12 protein-coding genes and 5 pseudogenes are annotated in these 14,886 nt (G+C 65.1%); 10 read left to right on the forward strand and 7 right to left on the reverse strand.

All coding sequences use genetic code 11. The features are described 5' to 3' along the window. Nucleotides 1-56: 56 nt before the first annotated feature. The 4 genes and pseudogenes from ACTVZO_RS42980 to ACTVZO_RS42995 all read left to right on the forward strand — a co-directional run. Nucleotides 57-1,619, forward strand: a complete 1,563-nt coding sequence (locus ACTVZO_RS42980; protein WP_443304029.1) for an ISL3 family transposase — start codon at nt 57-59, stop codon at nt 1,617-1,619. After that, a protein-coding gene (locus ACTVZO_RS42985) for an IS3 family transposase (RefSeq protein ID WP_443296327.1) occupies nt 1,594-2,789 on the forward strand; the annotation gives its coding sequence in 2 pieces (ribosomal slippage) (nt 1,594-1,846 and nt 1,846-2,789; 1,197 coding nt in all). The genes ACTVZO_RS42980 and ACTVZO_RS42985 overlap by 26 nt, the downstream gene beginning before the upstream one ends. 35 nt (nt 2,790-2,824) lie before the next feature. Then, nucleotides 2,825-2,902 (forward strand): annotated as a pseudogene (locus ACTVZO_RS42990) (IS6 family transposase); the annotation flags it as partial. 163 nt (nt 2,903-3,065) lie between these two features. Then, a pseudogene (locus ACTVZO_RS42995) lies at nt 3,066-3,211 on the forward strand (IS6 family transposase); the annotation flags it as partial. A 23-nt stretch (nt 3,212-3,234) separates the two neighbouring features. Here the strand turns inward: ACTVZO_RS42995 and ACTVZO_RS43000 are convergent. Together ACTVZO_RS43000 and ACTVZO_RS43005 are read right to left on the reverse strand one after the other, a co-directional pair. Further along, complete coding sequence (locus ACTVZO_RS43000; protein ID WP_443296356.1) at nt 3,235-4,185, reverse strand: IS3 family transposase; 951 nt, start codon at nt 4,183-4,185, stop codon at nt 3,235-3,237. Next, a complete protein-coding gene (locus ACTVZO_RS43005; protein WP_443296350.1) occupies nt 4,161-4,460 on the reverse strand; it encodes a transposase in 300 nt (99 codons plus the stop codon). The genes ACTVZO_RS43000 and ACTVZO_RS43005 overlap by 25 nt, the downstream gene beginning before the upstream one ends. Nucleotides 4,461-4,570: 110 nt before the next feature. On the opposite strand from ACTVZO_RS43005, the gene ACTVZO_RS43010 reads away from it, so the two are divergent. Then, nucleotides 4,571-4,822: an integrase core domain-containing protein gene (locus ACTVZO_RS43010; protein WP_443304030.1), complete on the forward strand. Its 252-nt coding sequence runs from the start codon at nt 4,571-4,573 to the stop codon at nt 4,820-4,822. Here ACTVZO_RS43010 and ACTVZO_RS43015 read toward each other — a convergent pair. Continuing rightward, nucleotides 4,800-4,976 (reverse strand): annotated as a pseudogene (locus ACTVZO_RS43015) (NF041680 family putative transposase); the annotation flags it as partial. The gene ACTVZO_RS43010 and the pseudogene ACTVZO_RS43015 sit on opposite strands and share 23 nt — an antisense overlap. Before the next feature lie 120 nt (nt 4,977-5,096). On the opposite strand from ACTVZO_RS43015, the gene ACTVZO_RS43020 reads away from it, so the two are divergent. Then, nucleotides 5,097-5,846 carry a transposase gene (locus ACTVZO_RS43020; protein WP_443304031.1) on the forward strand — a complete coding sequence of 250 codons (750 nt, stop codon included), beginning with the start codon at nt 5,097-5,099 and terminating at the stop codon, nt 5,844-5,846. Between the two features lie 7 nt (nt 5,847-5,853). Here the strand turns inward: ACTVZO_RS43020 and ACTVZO_RS43025 are convergent. Next, a pseudogene (locus ACTVZO_RS43025) lies at nt 5,854-6,387 on the reverse strand (transposase); the annotation flags it as partial. Nucleotides 6,388-6,526: 139 nt separating this feature from the next. Further along, nucleotides 6,527-7,222, reverse strand: coding sequence for a putative adhesin (locus tag ACTVZO_RS43030; RefSeq protein WP_443304032.1), 696 nt, complete (start codon nt 7,220-7,222; stop codon nt 6,527-6,529). 638 nt (nt 7,223-7,860) lie between these two features. Here ACTVZO_RS43030 and ACTVZO_RS43035 point away from each other — a divergent pair. Beyond that, nucleotides 7,861-8,193 (forward strand): pyridoxal-phosphate dependent enzyme, encoded by a 333-nt coding sequence (locus ACTVZO_RS43035; RefSeq protein WP_443304033.1) that lies wholly within the window; start codon nt 7,861-7,863, stop codon nt 8,191-8,193. A gap of 49 nt (nt 8,194-8,242) precedes the next feature. Here ACTVZO_RS43035 and ACTVZO_RS43040 read toward each other — a convergent pair. Further along, nucleotides 8,243-8,962: pseudogene (locus tag ACTVZO_RS43040) on the reverse strand (IS6 family transposase). 227 nt (nt 8,963-9,189) lie between these two features. On the opposite strand from ACTVZO_RS43040, the gene ACTVZO_RS43045 reads away from it, so the two are divergent. Then, on the forward strand, nt 9,190-10,491 hold the full coding sequence (locus ACTVZO_RS43045; RefSeq protein ID WP_443304034.1) for an ISAs1 family transposase: 1,302 nt from the start codon (nt 9,190-9,192) through the stop codon (nt 10,489-10,491). Between the two features lie 55 nt (nt 10,492-10,546). Here ACTVZO_RS43045 and ACTVZO_RS43050 read toward each other — a convergent pair whose 3' ends face one another. After that, the gene (locus ACTVZO_RS43050; RefSeq protein WP_443304036.1) at nt 10,547-10,681 is read right to left on the reverse strand and encodes a hypothetical protein; all 135 of its coding nucleotides are present in this window, start codon (nt 10,679-10,681) and stop codon (nt 10,547-10,549) included. A 17-nt stretch (nt 10,682-10,698) separates the two neighbouring features. Between ACTVZO_RS43050 and ACTVZO_RS43055 the strand changes: the two genes are divergently transcribed. Beyond that, a complete protein-coding gene (locus tag ACTVZO_RS43055; protein WP_443304037.1) occupies nt 10,699-11,226 on the forward strand; it encodes a hypothetical protein in 528 nt (175 codons plus the stop codon). Between the two features lie 363 nt (nt 11,227-11,589). Continuing rightward, entirely contained in the window at nt 11,590-14,766 is a 3,177-nt protein-coding gene (locus ACTVZO_RS43060; RefSeq protein WP_443304038.1) for a hypothetical protein, read from the forward strand. Nucleotides 14,767-14,886 lie beyond the last annotated feature (120 nt).

Below are 14,886 nucleotides of genomic sequence, written 5' to 3' on the forward strand. Positions count from 1 at the left end.
CTCTGTCTCACATTCGGTGGTAACGCTGGGTGGCGGAGCTCGTTGGTGTTGCTGTGATGGACGTCAACGAGCTTGTTCAGATGGTGTTTTCGGGTATATCGCCGCTGGTCATCGAGGATGTGGTCGATGAGGGTGGGCGGGTTTTGGTGAGGGCGCGGGCTCAGAAGGAGCCCGCGCCCTGCCCGGTGTGCGGGGTGCTGTCGGGGCAGGTGCACGGCTATTACTGGCGGACGGTGGCCGATGTGCCAGTGGACGGCCGACGGGTGCTGCTCCGAGTACGACTGCGGCGCCTGGTATGTCCCACGCGCGGGTGCCGCCAGACCTTCCGCGAGCAGGTGCCAGGGGTGCTGGAGCGCTATCAGCGGCGCACTACCCGTCTGACCAGGCAGGTCAAGGCAGTGGTGAAGGAGTTAGCGGGCCGGGCGGGAGTACGGTTGCTGGCCGCACTCGCCATGGGCCTGTCCCATCACACGGCCCTCCGCGTCCTGCTGGGCATCCCGCTGCCCGACGGCCGGATTCCCCGAATGATCGGCGTCGACGACTTCGCTCTGCGTCGGCGGCACCGCTCTGCCACCGTTGTGATCGAAGCCGAGACTCATGAACGGATCGATGTCCTGCCCGACCGCACGGCCGGCACGCTCGAAGCGTGGCTGCGTGCCCATCCGCAGGTCGAGGTCGTGTGCCGTGACGGATCGACGACCTACGCGGAAGTCATCCGCCGGGCCCTGCCGGACGCCGTGCAGGTCAGTGACCGCTGGCATCGGTGGAACAACCTGTGCGAAGCCGCCCTGGACGAGGTCAGGGCACACAGCGTCTGCTGGGCCACCGTGCTCGACGCCGCTCTCTATGACGGGCCCCGAGCAATCACGACGCTGGAACGCTGGTACCAGGTCCACGGCCTGCTCGACCAGGGCGTGGGCCTCCTCGAATGCGGCCGCCGCCTGCAACTGTCCCTGAACACCGTCAAACGTTATGCCCGCGCCGACCGACCCGAGCGGATGCTCCGTGTCCCCAAATACCGGTCCAGCCTCGTCGCTCCCTACCGCGATCACCTGCGCAAACGCTGGGCCGAAGACCCCGCCGTCCCCGTCCAGCGCCTCTTCGAGGAGATCCAGGCTCTCGGGTTCACCGGCTGCCTCAACCTCCTGCACAAGTACATCAGCCAAGGCCGGGCGGACGCCGACCGCAGCCACATCTCCCCACGCAGACTCGCCCGGATACTCCTGACCAGGCCAGACAACCTCAAGGCCGGACATCGCGGTCTCCTGGACCGACTGACCGCCGCCTGTCCCGAGATGACCCACCTGGCCACCACCGTCCGGACTTTCGCCCCGCTCCTGAAACCTCAGCCCGAGAACGCCGACGCGCTCGACCACTGGATCACCCAGGTCCGTACCGCCGACCTGCCGCACCTGCACGCCTTCATCCGCGGCCTCGAGCGAGACCGCGACGCCGTGATCGCCGCGGTCACACTTCCGTACAGCAACGGCCCCACCGAAGGCGTCAACACCAAAACCAAGCGGATGGTGAGGCGCCCCGAACCTTCCGGACAGTGGTCCCACTACGGTGGGACCACTCGGAAAGGGAAGTCGGTTGTCGCAGAAACGCAGGAAATTTAGCCCGGAGTATCGGGAAGAGGCCGTGAAGATGGTGATCGAGACGTCGCGTCCGGTCGCCCAGGTCGCCCGGGAACTCGGACTCGTTGAAGGAACTCTGGGAAACTGGGTCAACGCATACCGTCGTGAGCATGATGGCGAGGAGCCGGAACTCACGCTCGACGAGCGCGCCCGCCTGCGGGAGCAGGAACGAGAATTGCGCGAGCTGCGACAGAAAGTCGCTTTCCTGGAAAAAGTTGCAGCGTACTTCGCCAAGGACCCTCGGTGAGCGACAAGTTCGAGTTCATCGATGCAGAGTACGCAATATTTACCACGAACACTGAAGACACGGTGCCGGTTGCCAAGATGTGCGACTGGCTGGAAGTATCCCGCTCCGGCTTCTACGAATGGCGGAGCAGGCCGATTTCAGCGACTGCCCGGCGACGGGAGGATCTGAAATTGCTGATCACCAAGTCGTTCGAGGATTCTGACGAAACCTACGGCTACCGTCGGGTCCACGCCGACCTGTCCGCGTGGGGCGTCCCCTGCGGACCCGAGCTCGTGCGTGACCTCATGCGGGAACTGGACCTCCAGGCGTGTCAGCCACGACCGTGGCGCCACAGCCTCACCGAGAACGACGGCTCCGCCGGCCCGATCCCTGACCTCGTGAACCGCGACTTCACCGCCGACGCACCCGGCCGCAAAATGGTCGGCGACATCACATACATTCCAACCTGGGAAGGCTGGGTATTCCTCGCCACCGTCATCGACTGCCACACCAAAGCCGTCATCGGGTGGGCCATGGACGACAACTACAAGACCCCACTTATCGAAGCAGCCATCAAAATGGCAGCACGCAACCACCCACTCGCCGAAGACGCCATCTTTCACTCGGACCGCGGCAGCAATTACACCTCGACCCAGTTCGCCAATACACTGACCGGGCTAAGAATCCGGCAATCCGTTGGCCGGACCGGGATCTGCTACGACAATGCCATGGCGGAATCATTCTTCGCGACCCTGAAAAATGAACGTGTCCACCGGACCGTATACCCCACCCGAGAACACGCCTACCGCGACATCGCCCGCTACATAGAGGTCCGCTACAATACGAAGCGCCGTCACTCGGGACTCGGGTACCGGACCCCACGAGAGGTCCACGACGAGTACCTGAACCAGCAGCTCGCAGCCTGAATTTGCTAATTAGCAGCTGTCCGGAAAACGCGGGGCCCCTCACCTTCCGCGAGGTCGGGGAGATGTTGCTCGAGCGCGGCATCGTCGTCTCGTATGAGACGGGCCGGCGGTGGATGGCGGTGGGTGTGGCGTTTGTATTGTGTGGGTGTGGGGGTGTGTGTTGGGGGAGGCGGGCCGTGGTGAGATGACCCCTTTGGTGGGCACTGTCACCTTGTTCGGGCGGTCTGGGATGATCTTGGGGTTGTGGGTGTCTGTGAGGGGTGGGGTTCGTGTCGTCTGCGTCGCCGTCGTACAAGAACCACCGCTACCCGGCCGAGGTCATCGCGCACTGTGTGTGGCTGTACTTCCGTTTCCCGCTCTCCTTCCGTGAGGTGGAGGAGCTGATGCTCAAGCGCGGCATCGTCGTCTCGCACGTGTCAATCCCCTGGAAACGTAGAGTCCTCTTCTATGCGGCTTCGGCCCTCTGGTGGGCTTGGCTGCGTTGCTGGCTGATCTTCTGTTCGAACTCCACGGGTGGGAGTCCGCCGGCACGGGTGTGTCGGCGTCTGGTGTTGTAGAAGTCGGCGATCCACGTGGCGATCTTGATCCGGGCTTCGGCGCGGGTGGTGAACCGGTGCCGGTGGATGTACTCGGTCTTGACGGTGGAGTTGAACGCCTCGGCGGCGGCGTTGTCGAAACAGGACCCCACGCGGCCCATGGACTGGACCACGCCGAGTCGGTCGCACAGGCTGTTGTAGGCGGCGGAGGCGTATTCGCTGCCCCTGTCGGAGTGGAAGATCACTCCGTCCACGTCGCTGCCGCGGGTCGCGGCGGCCATCTGCAGGGACGCGCTGACCAGGGCGGCGTCGTGGCGGGCGTCCATGGCGTATCCGAGGCAGCGGCGGGAGAACAGGTCGATGACGGTGGCCAGGTAGAGCTTGCCCTCGCCGGTGTCGATCTCGGTCATGTCACCCACCCAGAGCACGTCGGGAGCGATCGCGTCGAAGTGCCGTCCGACCAGGTCGCGGGCTGCTTTCCGCTTGCCCTGGCGAGTCAGGCCCTTGCTCTTTTTCGGTTCGCGGCCGTACCAGCCCTCCTCGGACATGATCTCGGCGACCGTGTTCACGGACACTTGCCAGCCCTCGGCCCACAGGTCAAGCGTGATCCTGGGCGAGCCGTAGGTCCGACCCGACGCGTCGAAGAAGTGCTTGATCCTCTCGGTCAGCGCGGCCCGTCTGACCTCACGCTTCGTCAAATTTGCAGGCCTGCCACGCCATTTGTAGTACCAGGCCGGTGACACACCGAGCGCGCGGCAGGCCACGGTGTGCGGGATCTTCTCCTCGGTCCTGCAGTCGCTGATCACCCCGACGAGTACCGCCGGGTCCCAATCAGCTACTTCACCCACAGGACCATGCATCGCTTGAGGACATCACGCTCCATCCCGAGCTCGACGGTCTCCTTGCGCAACCGCTGATTCTCCGCCCGGAGCCGGGCCAGTTCCTCCCGCTCGGATTCCTCCAGAGGGCCGGTACCCGTCTCCGCGGCCCCGCGGGCCCGGCTCACCCAGGTCTGCAGCGTGCCCTCGTGCACACCCAGATCCCGCGCGACCTCCGCAGCCGGCTTGCCCGTCTCCAGCACGATCCGCACGGCCCCCTCACGGAACTCCGCGTCGTAGCTACGTCGCTTCCCCACCCTCAACTCCTTATCGGGTCACGACTCCACGCTACGAGGGGAAGCACAACAGCGACCGCGGCAGCGAGTACGGCTCCCGGCGCTTTCGCCGGGCCTGCCGCCGACTGGGCGTGACCCAGTCCATGGGCCGCGTCGGGTCGTGTTTCGACAACGCCGTCAGCGAGGCGTTCAACAGTGTGCTCAAGGTCGAGTACGCCTACCGCCACACGTTCGCCACCCGCACCGAGGCCCGGCTGAGGATTGCGACCTGGATCACCGGCTTCTACAACACGCACCGGCTACACAGCGTGTGCGGCTACCAGAGTCCGATCGACTACGAGCACGACCACCGGGCCAACTCCGCCTTGGAGCTGGCCGCTTAGAAGATCTCCACAGTCCGAGGGGATTGACAACAGGCAGGTCCCGCAGGACCCAGGCCAGGCGCGTGACGTCGTAGCCGGCATCCATGACGACCGTGACGTCCGGATCGCCCGCAGTCCACTGGCCGGCCGCCACAAGGCTCTCGATCACTGAGCGTTTTCAGTGTGGCCACCGATCGGGTGACGGGGCGGTGGGAGGGTGGGTGCGCAACAGACAGGGCTCCCGTGCCGTTGAGGGAGGTGTTCGACGTCTCAACTCAGCAGCACAGGAGCCCTGTTGGTTTTCTATCCTGCCGCACTCGACCTGCCCCACGCCCTGGTCGAGTGGGTCACGATGCTCATCGTCACCCGTGAAGGTGACCGGCAGTGCAAGCTTCCGCCGCACCGCCGTGCTCTGGTCGCACTCGTGTACCTGCGCCGGCATGACACCCTCGCCCGGATCGCCGGGGCCTTCGGGATATCCGTGGGCACCGCCCACGCCTACGTCACCACGGTCACCGATCTCCTCGCCGAGCAGGCGCCGGGCCTGCTGAAGATTCTGCGCGCGCACGATCCGGACTTCGTTCTCCTGGACGGCACGCTCGCGGAGTGCGACCGCGTCGGGGACGGCAGGGCCGACTACTCCTCGAAACACAAGCGGCACGGCGTGAACGTGCAGGTCGTCACCGACCCGGCCGGCAGGATTCTGTGGCTGTCGCCGGCACTGCCCGGCCGGACCCACGATCTGACGGCCGCCCGCACCCACACGATCCTCCGGATCTGCGCACGCCAGGGCGTCCCGGTCCTCGCCGACATGGCCTACATCGGAGCCAGCGACTGGGTCACCACCGCCAAGCGCCGACCACCCAAGGGCGAACTCACCGTCACCGAGAGGACCCTCAACCGGGGCCTGTCCGCCGCGAGGGCACCTGTCGAACGCGGCATGGCACGGCTGAAGTCCTGGCAGATCTTCCGCAGATCCCGCATCAGCCCCAACCGCATGAGCGTCATCACCAAAGCCGTCCTCACCCTGGAGAGACAACGCTGAAAACGCTCACTGACCGCAGCTGGGCGGCGGTGATTGCGGTCGCATCGTCCTCGGACCCGAGACGGAGCACGTCCAGGACCGAAGTCCACGAGGTGGCGCCGGGCTCCAAGACCGCGACGAAGGAATAGGGCCAGCCCGGAATGAACTGCGATGCCGTCTTCGCGCGGCCGTATACGTGGCAGAACAGCCGCTCCGCCGAGCACGGCGCGTCCGACCGCAGCCACGGCGAGACATCAACCGCCAGGACCAGGCGCCCGCCCTCGAAGCGCGGCAGCGACAGCCCGGCCAGCACGGTCCGCAGCCGGCCCACGTCGATACGGCCGTGGTTCAGGCCGCCGTACATCGCGCCGTGCCCGCGACGATGCTCGGGCACCAGCGTCAGCTCCACCGGGGACCTCACCGCACCGTCGGCACACAGCACCGCATCCACCAGCTCGAACAACTCATCCCGCCGGGCGGTCAGACACTCGTAGAACTCGCCCCGGAAGCATGACGCTTCCACAAACTCCCCTTGCCGGACAGCACCAGGCAGCAGACTCACCCCACGGCCTTCGTCGTGATCACGTGCATTCCTTGGTCGGAGCACATGATCAGACGAAGGCCGCCTCCACGTCAGACGAATCCACAGGTGAGCGACCCCGTACGAGACCGCGTTCGAGGCCAGAAGAAAAAGAACAAGGTCAGTACCCGGGTGTGACGTTCCCTCCCCGCTGGTTGAAGACGGGGTTGGGGCGGATCTGGACGCTCCACTGATGGCCGCGGTGACACCGGTGCTGCGGATGGGTCGCCCGATGCTCAGGCACATGGCGACAGACCGACGTGCACCCGGTCACTCCGCACGGTTCGGCGCAGACCCCTCGGGGACGACGGAAACTGTAGTCCTGGAACTGTGTCCTCTCGTCCCACTGCCCGGGGGAGTTGCTGCCGTAGTGGAGCTGCGGCGTGTTGACACCCAGCATCTCGCCCCAAGTGTCACCGGAGAGAGCCACCGTCGAACAGGCCAGCCAGTAGTAACGATGGTTCGCCCCATAGAAGGCAAAAAGGTCAGAAAGGAGCGTCCTGGTTGCCACCGTGACCAGCTCGATACCGCGATGCCGCGCAGTCTCGGCATAGTGTGAATAGTCCTGGGTCGCCACGTCAGGGGAAAGAGAGTAGTTGAACACTCCAGACCCTCCCTCGATGACCCTTGACGCCTGGCTTTCGATGGCAGCCAGCTCGAATGAGTCCTTAGACAGGAGCTCCTCCGCGTCGCCCCGGGACAACCCCTTAAGGCCTTCCGTGAAAAAGAAAATGGCCGAGTTATCAGGCACGGTAGTCATGGGGGGAAGAGTCGACGGGTAAAAATTCCCGTGCCCTTCGAAGACGATGGACGCCATTTTTCCTCTTTGTGGATAGTGATAGAGCTGGTCACAGCATCGCTGCGAGGCGAGACATCTCCCGATTCCGAATAGGTACATGCCAGCCCCAGCTGCTTGACCCCGCACCCATCGGGTGGATCCCAGGATCACTGCCCCTCGAGTCCTGCGGGGCGGGGAATCTTTGCAGAGTAGGAATCTCCGTAGCCTTTCGGCACAAGCGATGGCGCAGCACAAAAGGCGCCGGCCCCTGCCTGCCCGCCTAGCCGAAAAGGGCGTCGGTGTCCGACCGGCCACAGCCAAGGCAGTAGTCCGCCTGTCGGGCCCGTCCTCTCGACGGCGCACGAGTGCGGAAGCCGACCGAGCACCAGCGCCACCACCAGCCAGTACCAGCCGCTCATCCATGCCGGGGGTCATCACCCCACCGCGCTATCGACCCGGTCCGCGCGCTTCAGTGCCTGATTGAGAACCCGATCCCTCGTAAGTTCCGGCCTGGGCTCAACAAGATGCAGCGGAGTGGTCCGGGGGTGCGATGACCGTTCCCGGTCCGTCGGCCTTGCTTGGACTGCCGATGGCCGAACCTGACGTCTCGAGCGCGGGCGATAATGTCCCACGGGGCGGGTCGCGGGGGAGATGCAGCGATCAGCGAAGGACTGACCATGAACGATGTCTTGCCGTCCGCCGTAGAAGCCATCGGGGCGACCCCCGTGGTGCGCCTCGACCGGATCACGCGGGATCTGGACGGGACGATCTTGGCCAAGCTGGACTATCTGAACCCTGGCGGGTCCAAGAAGGACCGTGTGGCAAAGGGAATCATCGAGGAGGCCGAGCGTGCCGGGGAGCTCAAGCCGGGGCAGCCCGTGGTTGAGCTGACGAGCGGCAACACCGGCACTGGACTTGCGATCGTGTGCGGGGTCAAGGGCTACCCCTTCATCGCGGTCATGTCCAAAGGCAACTCACGGGAGGGTGTTGTCACGTTATCGAGGGCGTGATCGCCTGAGGGTGCGTCAGGGCTGTGCTGGGCCTGTCGTCAGCTGTGGTTCAGGCCGTGGCGAGCACGCCGGCGGCGCCGGTGATGTGGTTCCAGATGGTGAAGCGGACCCTCATTTCGAAGCGGTACCGGCCGGCGGTCAGCAGGTGGCGGTGGGGCCGAAAATGGGGTGAGATTCCGGTGAACGCGGACAGGAACCGCTGGGCTCCGCCGACGGTGCGGAATCCTTTCATCGCGCGTTCGCGCTGCCTGGTGGGCTGGTGGGAGTTCTCCGCCCGGTTGTTCAATCCCTTGTGAGAGCGGTGCTCGACGGAGGGCATCACCTCCCGGTGCGCAGCCCCGTAGGAGCGGAGCTTGTCCGTGACGACCACTCTGGGCACCTGACAGGTCGCGGTCAGGAGCCGGCGGAAGAAGCGCCTGGCTGCAGCCTTGTCGAGCCGGTTCTGGACCAGGATGTCGAGGACGTTGCCGTCCTGGTCGACGGCCCGCCACTAGTACTTCTGCACCCCGCGGATCTTGATGAAGACCTCGTCCAGGTGCCATTTGTCGCCTGGCTGCGGGCGCCGTCGGCGCAGGCTGTTTGCATAGGCCTGACCGAACTTCAGACACCACCGACGGATCGTCTCGTAGGAGACGACCACACCCCGCTCGAGCATCATCTCCTCCACCTCACGGAAGGAGAGCGGGAAGCAGAAGTACAGCCACACACAGTGGGAAATGATCTCTGTCGGGTAGCGGTGGTTCTTGTACGAAGGCGACGCAGACGACACGAACCCCACCCCTCACAGACACCCACAACCCCAAGATCATCCCAGACCGCCCGAACAAGGTGACAGTGCCACGGGAACTACGTGGTGTCTGCCGTGAGCTCAGGGCCCCGGAGTGTTCCGGGAATGTCTGATTTGGCCCCGTGGGCGCCGGTTGTCCCTGGGCGTGAAGCGAGCACGGCACCTGTGGATCATGGAGTTCTCTAGGCTTCACGATCTGCAGGGGTGCCGTGCTCGTTGCTTCATCCTGCCCTGTGGCCGTCGTGCCCGTGTGCGCGCCCCTGCTTGCGCAGTCGCTGGCCGCGTCGGAGCCGGTCGTCCCGGACGGGCTGCTGCAGGCTCTGGCCCAGGTCCCGGACTCGCGTGATCCGCGTGGGAGGCGCTACCGGCTGGCGACGCTGCTGGCGATCGGGGTCTGTGCGATGACCACCGCCGGCCATAACTCCCTTGTCGCGATCGGGGAGTGGGCACGTCGCTGTGATCAGCAGGTCCTGGCCGATCTCGGTTGTCCGTTCGATCCGATGACCGGCCGGATGCGGTGCCCCAACGAGAAGACCCTGCGCGACGCCTACGGCAAGGTCGACCCGGCCGAGCTGACCCGAGCCGGCTACACGCGACTGGCCGTCCTGGCCCGGCAATCAGCAGACCGGGCGCCGAGCGCGCGGACCCCGGAGGGACTCGCCGAACGCGAACAGCGTCGCGCTCACCACGCCGCCGAACGCACACCACCGTCCCGGGCCCGGCGGCGGGTCTTCGCAGGGGATGGCAAGTGCCTGCGCGGGGCGAAGCGCCCGGACGGCTCCCAGGTCTACGTGTTCTCCGCAGTGCGCCACCAGGACGCGCTGACCGTCGCCGCCCGCGAGGTCGGCGCCAAGACCAACGAGATACCCGAGTTCCAGCCCCTCATGGAACAGATCCCCGACGAGGAACTGGAAGACGCCGTGGTCACCCTCGATGCCCTGCACGCCCAGCGCGAGCACGCCCGCTACCTGGTCGAGGAGCGCGGCGCCCACTACCTGCTGTCCGTGAAGGGGAACCAGAAGAACCTCGCCCGGCAGCTCAAGTCCCTTCCCTGGAAGCAGATCCCGGTCCTGCACCGCACCAGTGAGTCCGGCCACGGCCGCGAGGAGATCCGTGAACTGCAGGTCGCCAGCGTGAACGGGCTCCTGTTCCCCCACGCCCGCCAGGTGGTCCGCATCCGCCGCAGGCGCCGCCCGCTCGGCACGAAGAAGTGGTCCGAGGAGATCGTCTACGCGGTCACCGACCTGACCGCCGAGCAGACGAGCCCCGAGGAGATCGCAGCCTGGGCCCGCGGCCACTGGACGATCGAGAACAGCGTCCACTGGGTCCGCGACGTCACCTTCGGCGAAGACGCCCGCACCATCCGCACCCGCAACACGCCCGCCGTCATGGCCGGCCTCGGCGACATCGTCCGCGGCACCCTCCGGGCCCTCGGCTGGGTCAACGCCGCCAGCGCCAGACGCGCCCACACCGACCCCACCGCCGTCCTGCGGCTCCACGGCATCACATGACCAAACCGGACATCTCGGGAACACTCCGGGGCCCTGGCCGTGAGCTGGGCCTGGGCTACGTCGTGGCCGTGCGCTCGAACCACCAGGTCACCACCCCGGCCGGGAAGCTGAACGCGGCCAGGGCCGCCACCCGGCTGCCGAAGCGGGCCTGGCATCGGATGCAGACCGGCACGGGCCAGAAAGGGGACACGCGACTACGACTGGGCGATGATCGAGGTCACCGCCGACGACACCCCTGACGGACACGACCGCGACGCGGGTACGTCCGTCCTGCTGGTCCGCCGCCACCGCTACACCCGCACCGTGTCCTACTACCGCTGCTTCGCCCCCGGACCGGTGACCCTGGCCCGCCTGGTGTCACTGGCGTGCCGCAGATGGCAGGTGGAAGACGACTTCCAGAACGCGAAAGAGACCTGCCACCTCGACAAGGGCCAGGTCACCTGCTGGAACTCCTGGCACCGCTGGAGCGTGATCACCCTGGTCGCATACGCGTTCCTGGCCACCGCCGCAGCCCTCGAACGCACAGCCCAGACCGCCCGGGACGACCCCGACGAGACCGCCCTCGTCCCCCTCAGCAGCCACGAACTCCTCCGCCTGCTCAGAACCTTGATCCTGCCACCGCCGCGACGAGACCGCGAGCACCTGCTGTGGTGGTCCACCTGGCGCCGCCGCCACCAACACCACGCCCGCCTCTGCCACCGCCGATGGCACGCCTACGCCGACACCAGACCATGATCAGAACCACGCCAGTGGCTATCTACAGCTGCCGTGATCAAGGTCAACACCAGGCATCGGTTTCGGCCGGAACGAACCCCACCACCATACCGAACCCGGCCCCGCCCCGTCAGGGCGGACAGAAGCACCCCGGCGCACGCCAGGGGATTTACCACGCCCCCGGCGGGCACCGAAGGTGCGCTGGATCGCTGACCTGAGGTCTGCCCGTTTGGCCTCCGTCTGGCGAGGTTCGGCGGTGAGTATGTGTGCTTGGCAGCCGCCTATCGGGCTGGCTGCCTCGTTCTTAGAGACTCACCAGACGCGAGCCAGCCCACACGCCCTGCGTGCGCCATGGGATGGCGTTCACTTTATGCAGAGGAAAGCATGGAAAAGCCGCTTCTTACCGATTATGCATCCCAACATGGCCTCAAAGGGATGTCGGATTGGATAATTGAAACGTATGCCCCTCAGGGTCAGATAGCCGAGGAAGATCTCGAGTTGATCTGGTCTGGTCTGAGGCTCCTGGGGAGGGCAGATCCGACTGAGGTGGCATCTGTTATCGGGAGTTTCGACGTCCCGCTTGTCCAGGCCTTTTGCTACCGGGCTCTTGTAGACGACTCGGCGCGGTCGACGCTGGGTGTGGCCCTGGTCTCGGCTGATGCGACCCGTCCGTACATGCTCGACCTGGCGCAGGATCTGCCGCTCCAGGTGGCGCAGCTGTTGTCGGACATGAATGCGGAGCAGGCAGGCTTCGTGTTGGCCAGGTTGGCCGAGAACGCTCCGGCCTCGGCATTTCTGGTTCTGGGACAGCTGAGGGGGAAGGCGGCTGGCAGCTGGCAGCAGATTTTGGCGGCGGCGGTACGGGACAGTGCGGAGTCCATGGCTTCCGTGCTGGGGGCGTGGTTGGCTGGGCCGGAGGCTGATCCCGCTGGGGTGGGCAGCGCTTTGTCCTTGACCTGGCCGACTCAGGCGACCGAGGTGCTGCAGGGGTTGGCTCAGCTCTCCGGGCATGCGGCAGCTGCCGGCGTCTTCAAGGGTCTGTGGGATGCAGCGCCGGCGGTTGCCCGCCAGGTGTGGTGCGGGCTTGACAGTGAGCACATTGTCGCGGTGGGCAGCGCGCTGGTCACTCTTGGTGTCCCGCCTGGGTTCCTCCTGGCGGATCCGCCAGTGGAGATCGGTGCTGGGCTGATTGCCAGCTTCACCCCGAAGCAGGCCTATCGTGTACTGGCGGCTGTGGAGGATGAGGATCCTGCCCATGCGGAAGCACTCGCAGTCGCGATGGCCGCGTTGCACCCGGCATTGATGGCCGGCGTGGTGAAGCAGATGCTGATCAACGGCCGCGATGACGTCCCGGATCTCCTCGCCGCGCTCCCCGCCCCACAGGCGGCCACACTCATTGCCACCATCAACTGGGGGAGAGGCGGCGCCCCTCTCCTGCTCCAGATATTGGCAGAACTACGCGAGGACCACCCAGAGCATTACCACGCGCTGGCCGCCGCGCTGGCCGCCGCGGGTCCGGAGATCCTCAGCACCATAGGCAAGTCCCTGGTCGCCGGAGGTCAGTGGGGTGAGCTGGCGACAACGATGAACGCTCTGGGCAACATCCAGGCCGCCGCGGCATTTTTGGTAGCGGTAGCCATGGAGAACCCGCTAGGAGCCGTTTTGACCCTAAGGGCCCTCGCCAATCCCGAAACAGGCACCCTGAAGCCCGAGAACGTCCTGGAGACTGCTTTCATCCACCCCCAGGCCATGCTTCCCACAGCAATTCTCCTCGCCAGAAATCCGCGCCATCGGGGCATTCTCATCCGGTCGCTTGCAAACGCCACCGCGGAAGCCGCCGCAGAGGTCTACGGCGGCGTCATACACGCCAACACCGACCACCCCGAAGACACCATCGAGTTCCTCAAGGCTGTCGAGGCGGACAACCCAGCGGCCACAGGCGTGGTCATGGCACTCATCATGGGCATCGCCAAGTACCAGCCCGCAATGGCGAGTCTGGGCTCCCGGCTGCTCATCAACGGCGCGGACGACACCGCATTCCTCGTCAGGATTCTTCTCTCCGCGCCGACAGGCAGCGCCGCGAGCCTGGGAGCGGCGGCCCTCGTTCATCTGGACACCGCCGGCGGAGGCGACGACGGCCACTTCAGCGGACGGCTGTATGAGGCCCTCCGAGGGCAAGCCCTCATCAGCCAGATCCTTGATCTCCTCGCTGCCAACCGGCCCGTCATCATCACGCGGCTCCTCAATAGACTGGCAGAGGCCGGGCAGGCCCAAGAGGCCGCCGCGATACTTGCGGGTATGGATCCGGGCAAGGCCGTCACGATCCTTATGTCGCTGACCCAGGCCAGCAAGACCGCCATCATGGCCCATATCTCCGACGCTGTCCTGGAAGCAATGATCGGCGCAGCAACACCACAGATCGCCGCCCAGCTACTCGAGACCCTCCATCAGTCCCACCGCACCGAATACGCCGCCGCGATCCTTGCGGGTATGGATCCGGGCAAGGCCGTCACGATCCTTATGTCGCTGACCCAGGCCAGCAAGACCGCCATCATGGCCCATATCTCCGACGCTGTCCTGGAAGCAATGATCGGCGCAGCAACACCACAGATCGCCGCCCAGCTGCTTGAGACACTTCACGAGGCCGGCCGCACTGAATATGCTGCCGCGATCCTCAGCAGAACTCCGGAGAAAGTAGTCGGCTGCTTTGCCGCGATGAAGGTCGACACGCAAAAGGCGATCGCCCTTCACCTAGACACGGACATTCTCAGAGAATTGATTGCAGCGGCATCTCCGCCGGCATCGGCAGCATTGCTCGGGGCCCTGCACTCCGCCGGCCGCACGCAACAGGTCGTTGATCTTCTCAGCGGAACAGATCCCACAACAGTAACCAAGATCTTCACAGCCCTGGGAAGGTTTATCCGAGAAGATATCACCCCGCTCCTTTCCGGTGAAATTGTCGCAAGCATGGTTGCCGCAGCAGAACTGTCTGACGCTGCTCAGCTACTGACGTCCCTGCATGGCGCGCGCCGTACTTCGTTGGCGGCCGAGGTCCTGAATAAGGCGCACCCCCAGCGTGCCCTCGACTACTTTAATGCCCTGGACTCGAATGTAAGAGGAGCCCTCATTGAGCTTCTCGACGACATCAAAGTCAATGAGATGATTAATTCACGTCCCGACGCGGCCGGCAATCTGCTCGGGATGCTAGCCCGAAAGTCGGATAAGATCGGTCTCATTGTGGAAACAATGAGCAGTCTGGCAGGGAAGGATGCGGCCACGGCAACGACGCTGCTTCGTTCCCTGGGAAATTCATACCCCAGCGGAGCCAGTGCCGTAGCAATGCAGCTATCCGACGGATCCCTGACCGCCATGGTAAATACTCCTGGAATTCGCCTGCAAACCTTGGCCTTCCTTGCCGTTGGCATGATGGAAAGCGGACGAATCGGACTCCTTGCAGATCTAATGAAGAAGCACGAGCTTGGCTATCAGTTCTTCAATCAATACAAGGGAATTGGCGCAGCCGTGAAAGACTACCTGACCCAGAAGTCACGGCAGCTGTAGATAGCCACTGGCGTGGTTCTGATCATGGTCTGGTGTCGGCGTAGGCGTGCCATCGGCGGTGGCAGAGGCGGGCGTGGTGTTGGTGGCGGCGGCGCCAGGTGGACCACCACAGCAGGTGCT

The sequence above is a fragment of the Streptomyces sp. IBSNAI002 genome, from assembly GCF_052244475.1.
In the GTDB taxonomy this organism is placed as follows: Bacteria; Actinomycetota; Actinomycetes; order Streptomycetales; family Streptomycetaceae; genus Streptomyces.

Excerpts from the sequence above, each read along its gene's own strand:
- ACTVZO_RS42980 (WP_443304029.1), top strand. The coding sequence starts at position 57 with ATGGACGTCAACGAGCTTGTTCAGATGGTGTTTTCGGGTATATCGCCG.
- ACTVZO_RS43000 (WP_443296356.1), bottom strand. The coding sequence starts at position 4,185 with ATGCATGGTCCTGTGGGTGAAGTAGCTGATTGGGACCCGGCGGTACTC.
- ACTVZO_RS43030 (WP_443304032.1), bottom strand. The coding sequence starts at position 7,222 with ATGGCGTCCATCGTCTTCGAAGGGCACGGGAATTTTTACCCGTCGACT.
- ACTVZO_RS43035 (WP_443304033.1), top strand. The coding sequence starts at position 7,861 with ATGAACGATGTCTTGCCGTCCGCCGTAGAAGCCATCGGGGCGACCCCC.
- ACTVZO_RS43055 (WP_443304037.1), top strand. The coding sequence starts at position 10,699 with ATGATCGAGGTCACCGCCGACGACACCCCTGACGGACACGACCGCGAC.
- ACTVZO_RS43060 (WP_443304038.1), top strand. The coding sequence starts at position 11,590 with ATGGAAAAGCCGCTTCTTACCGATTATGCATCCCAACATGGCCTCAAA.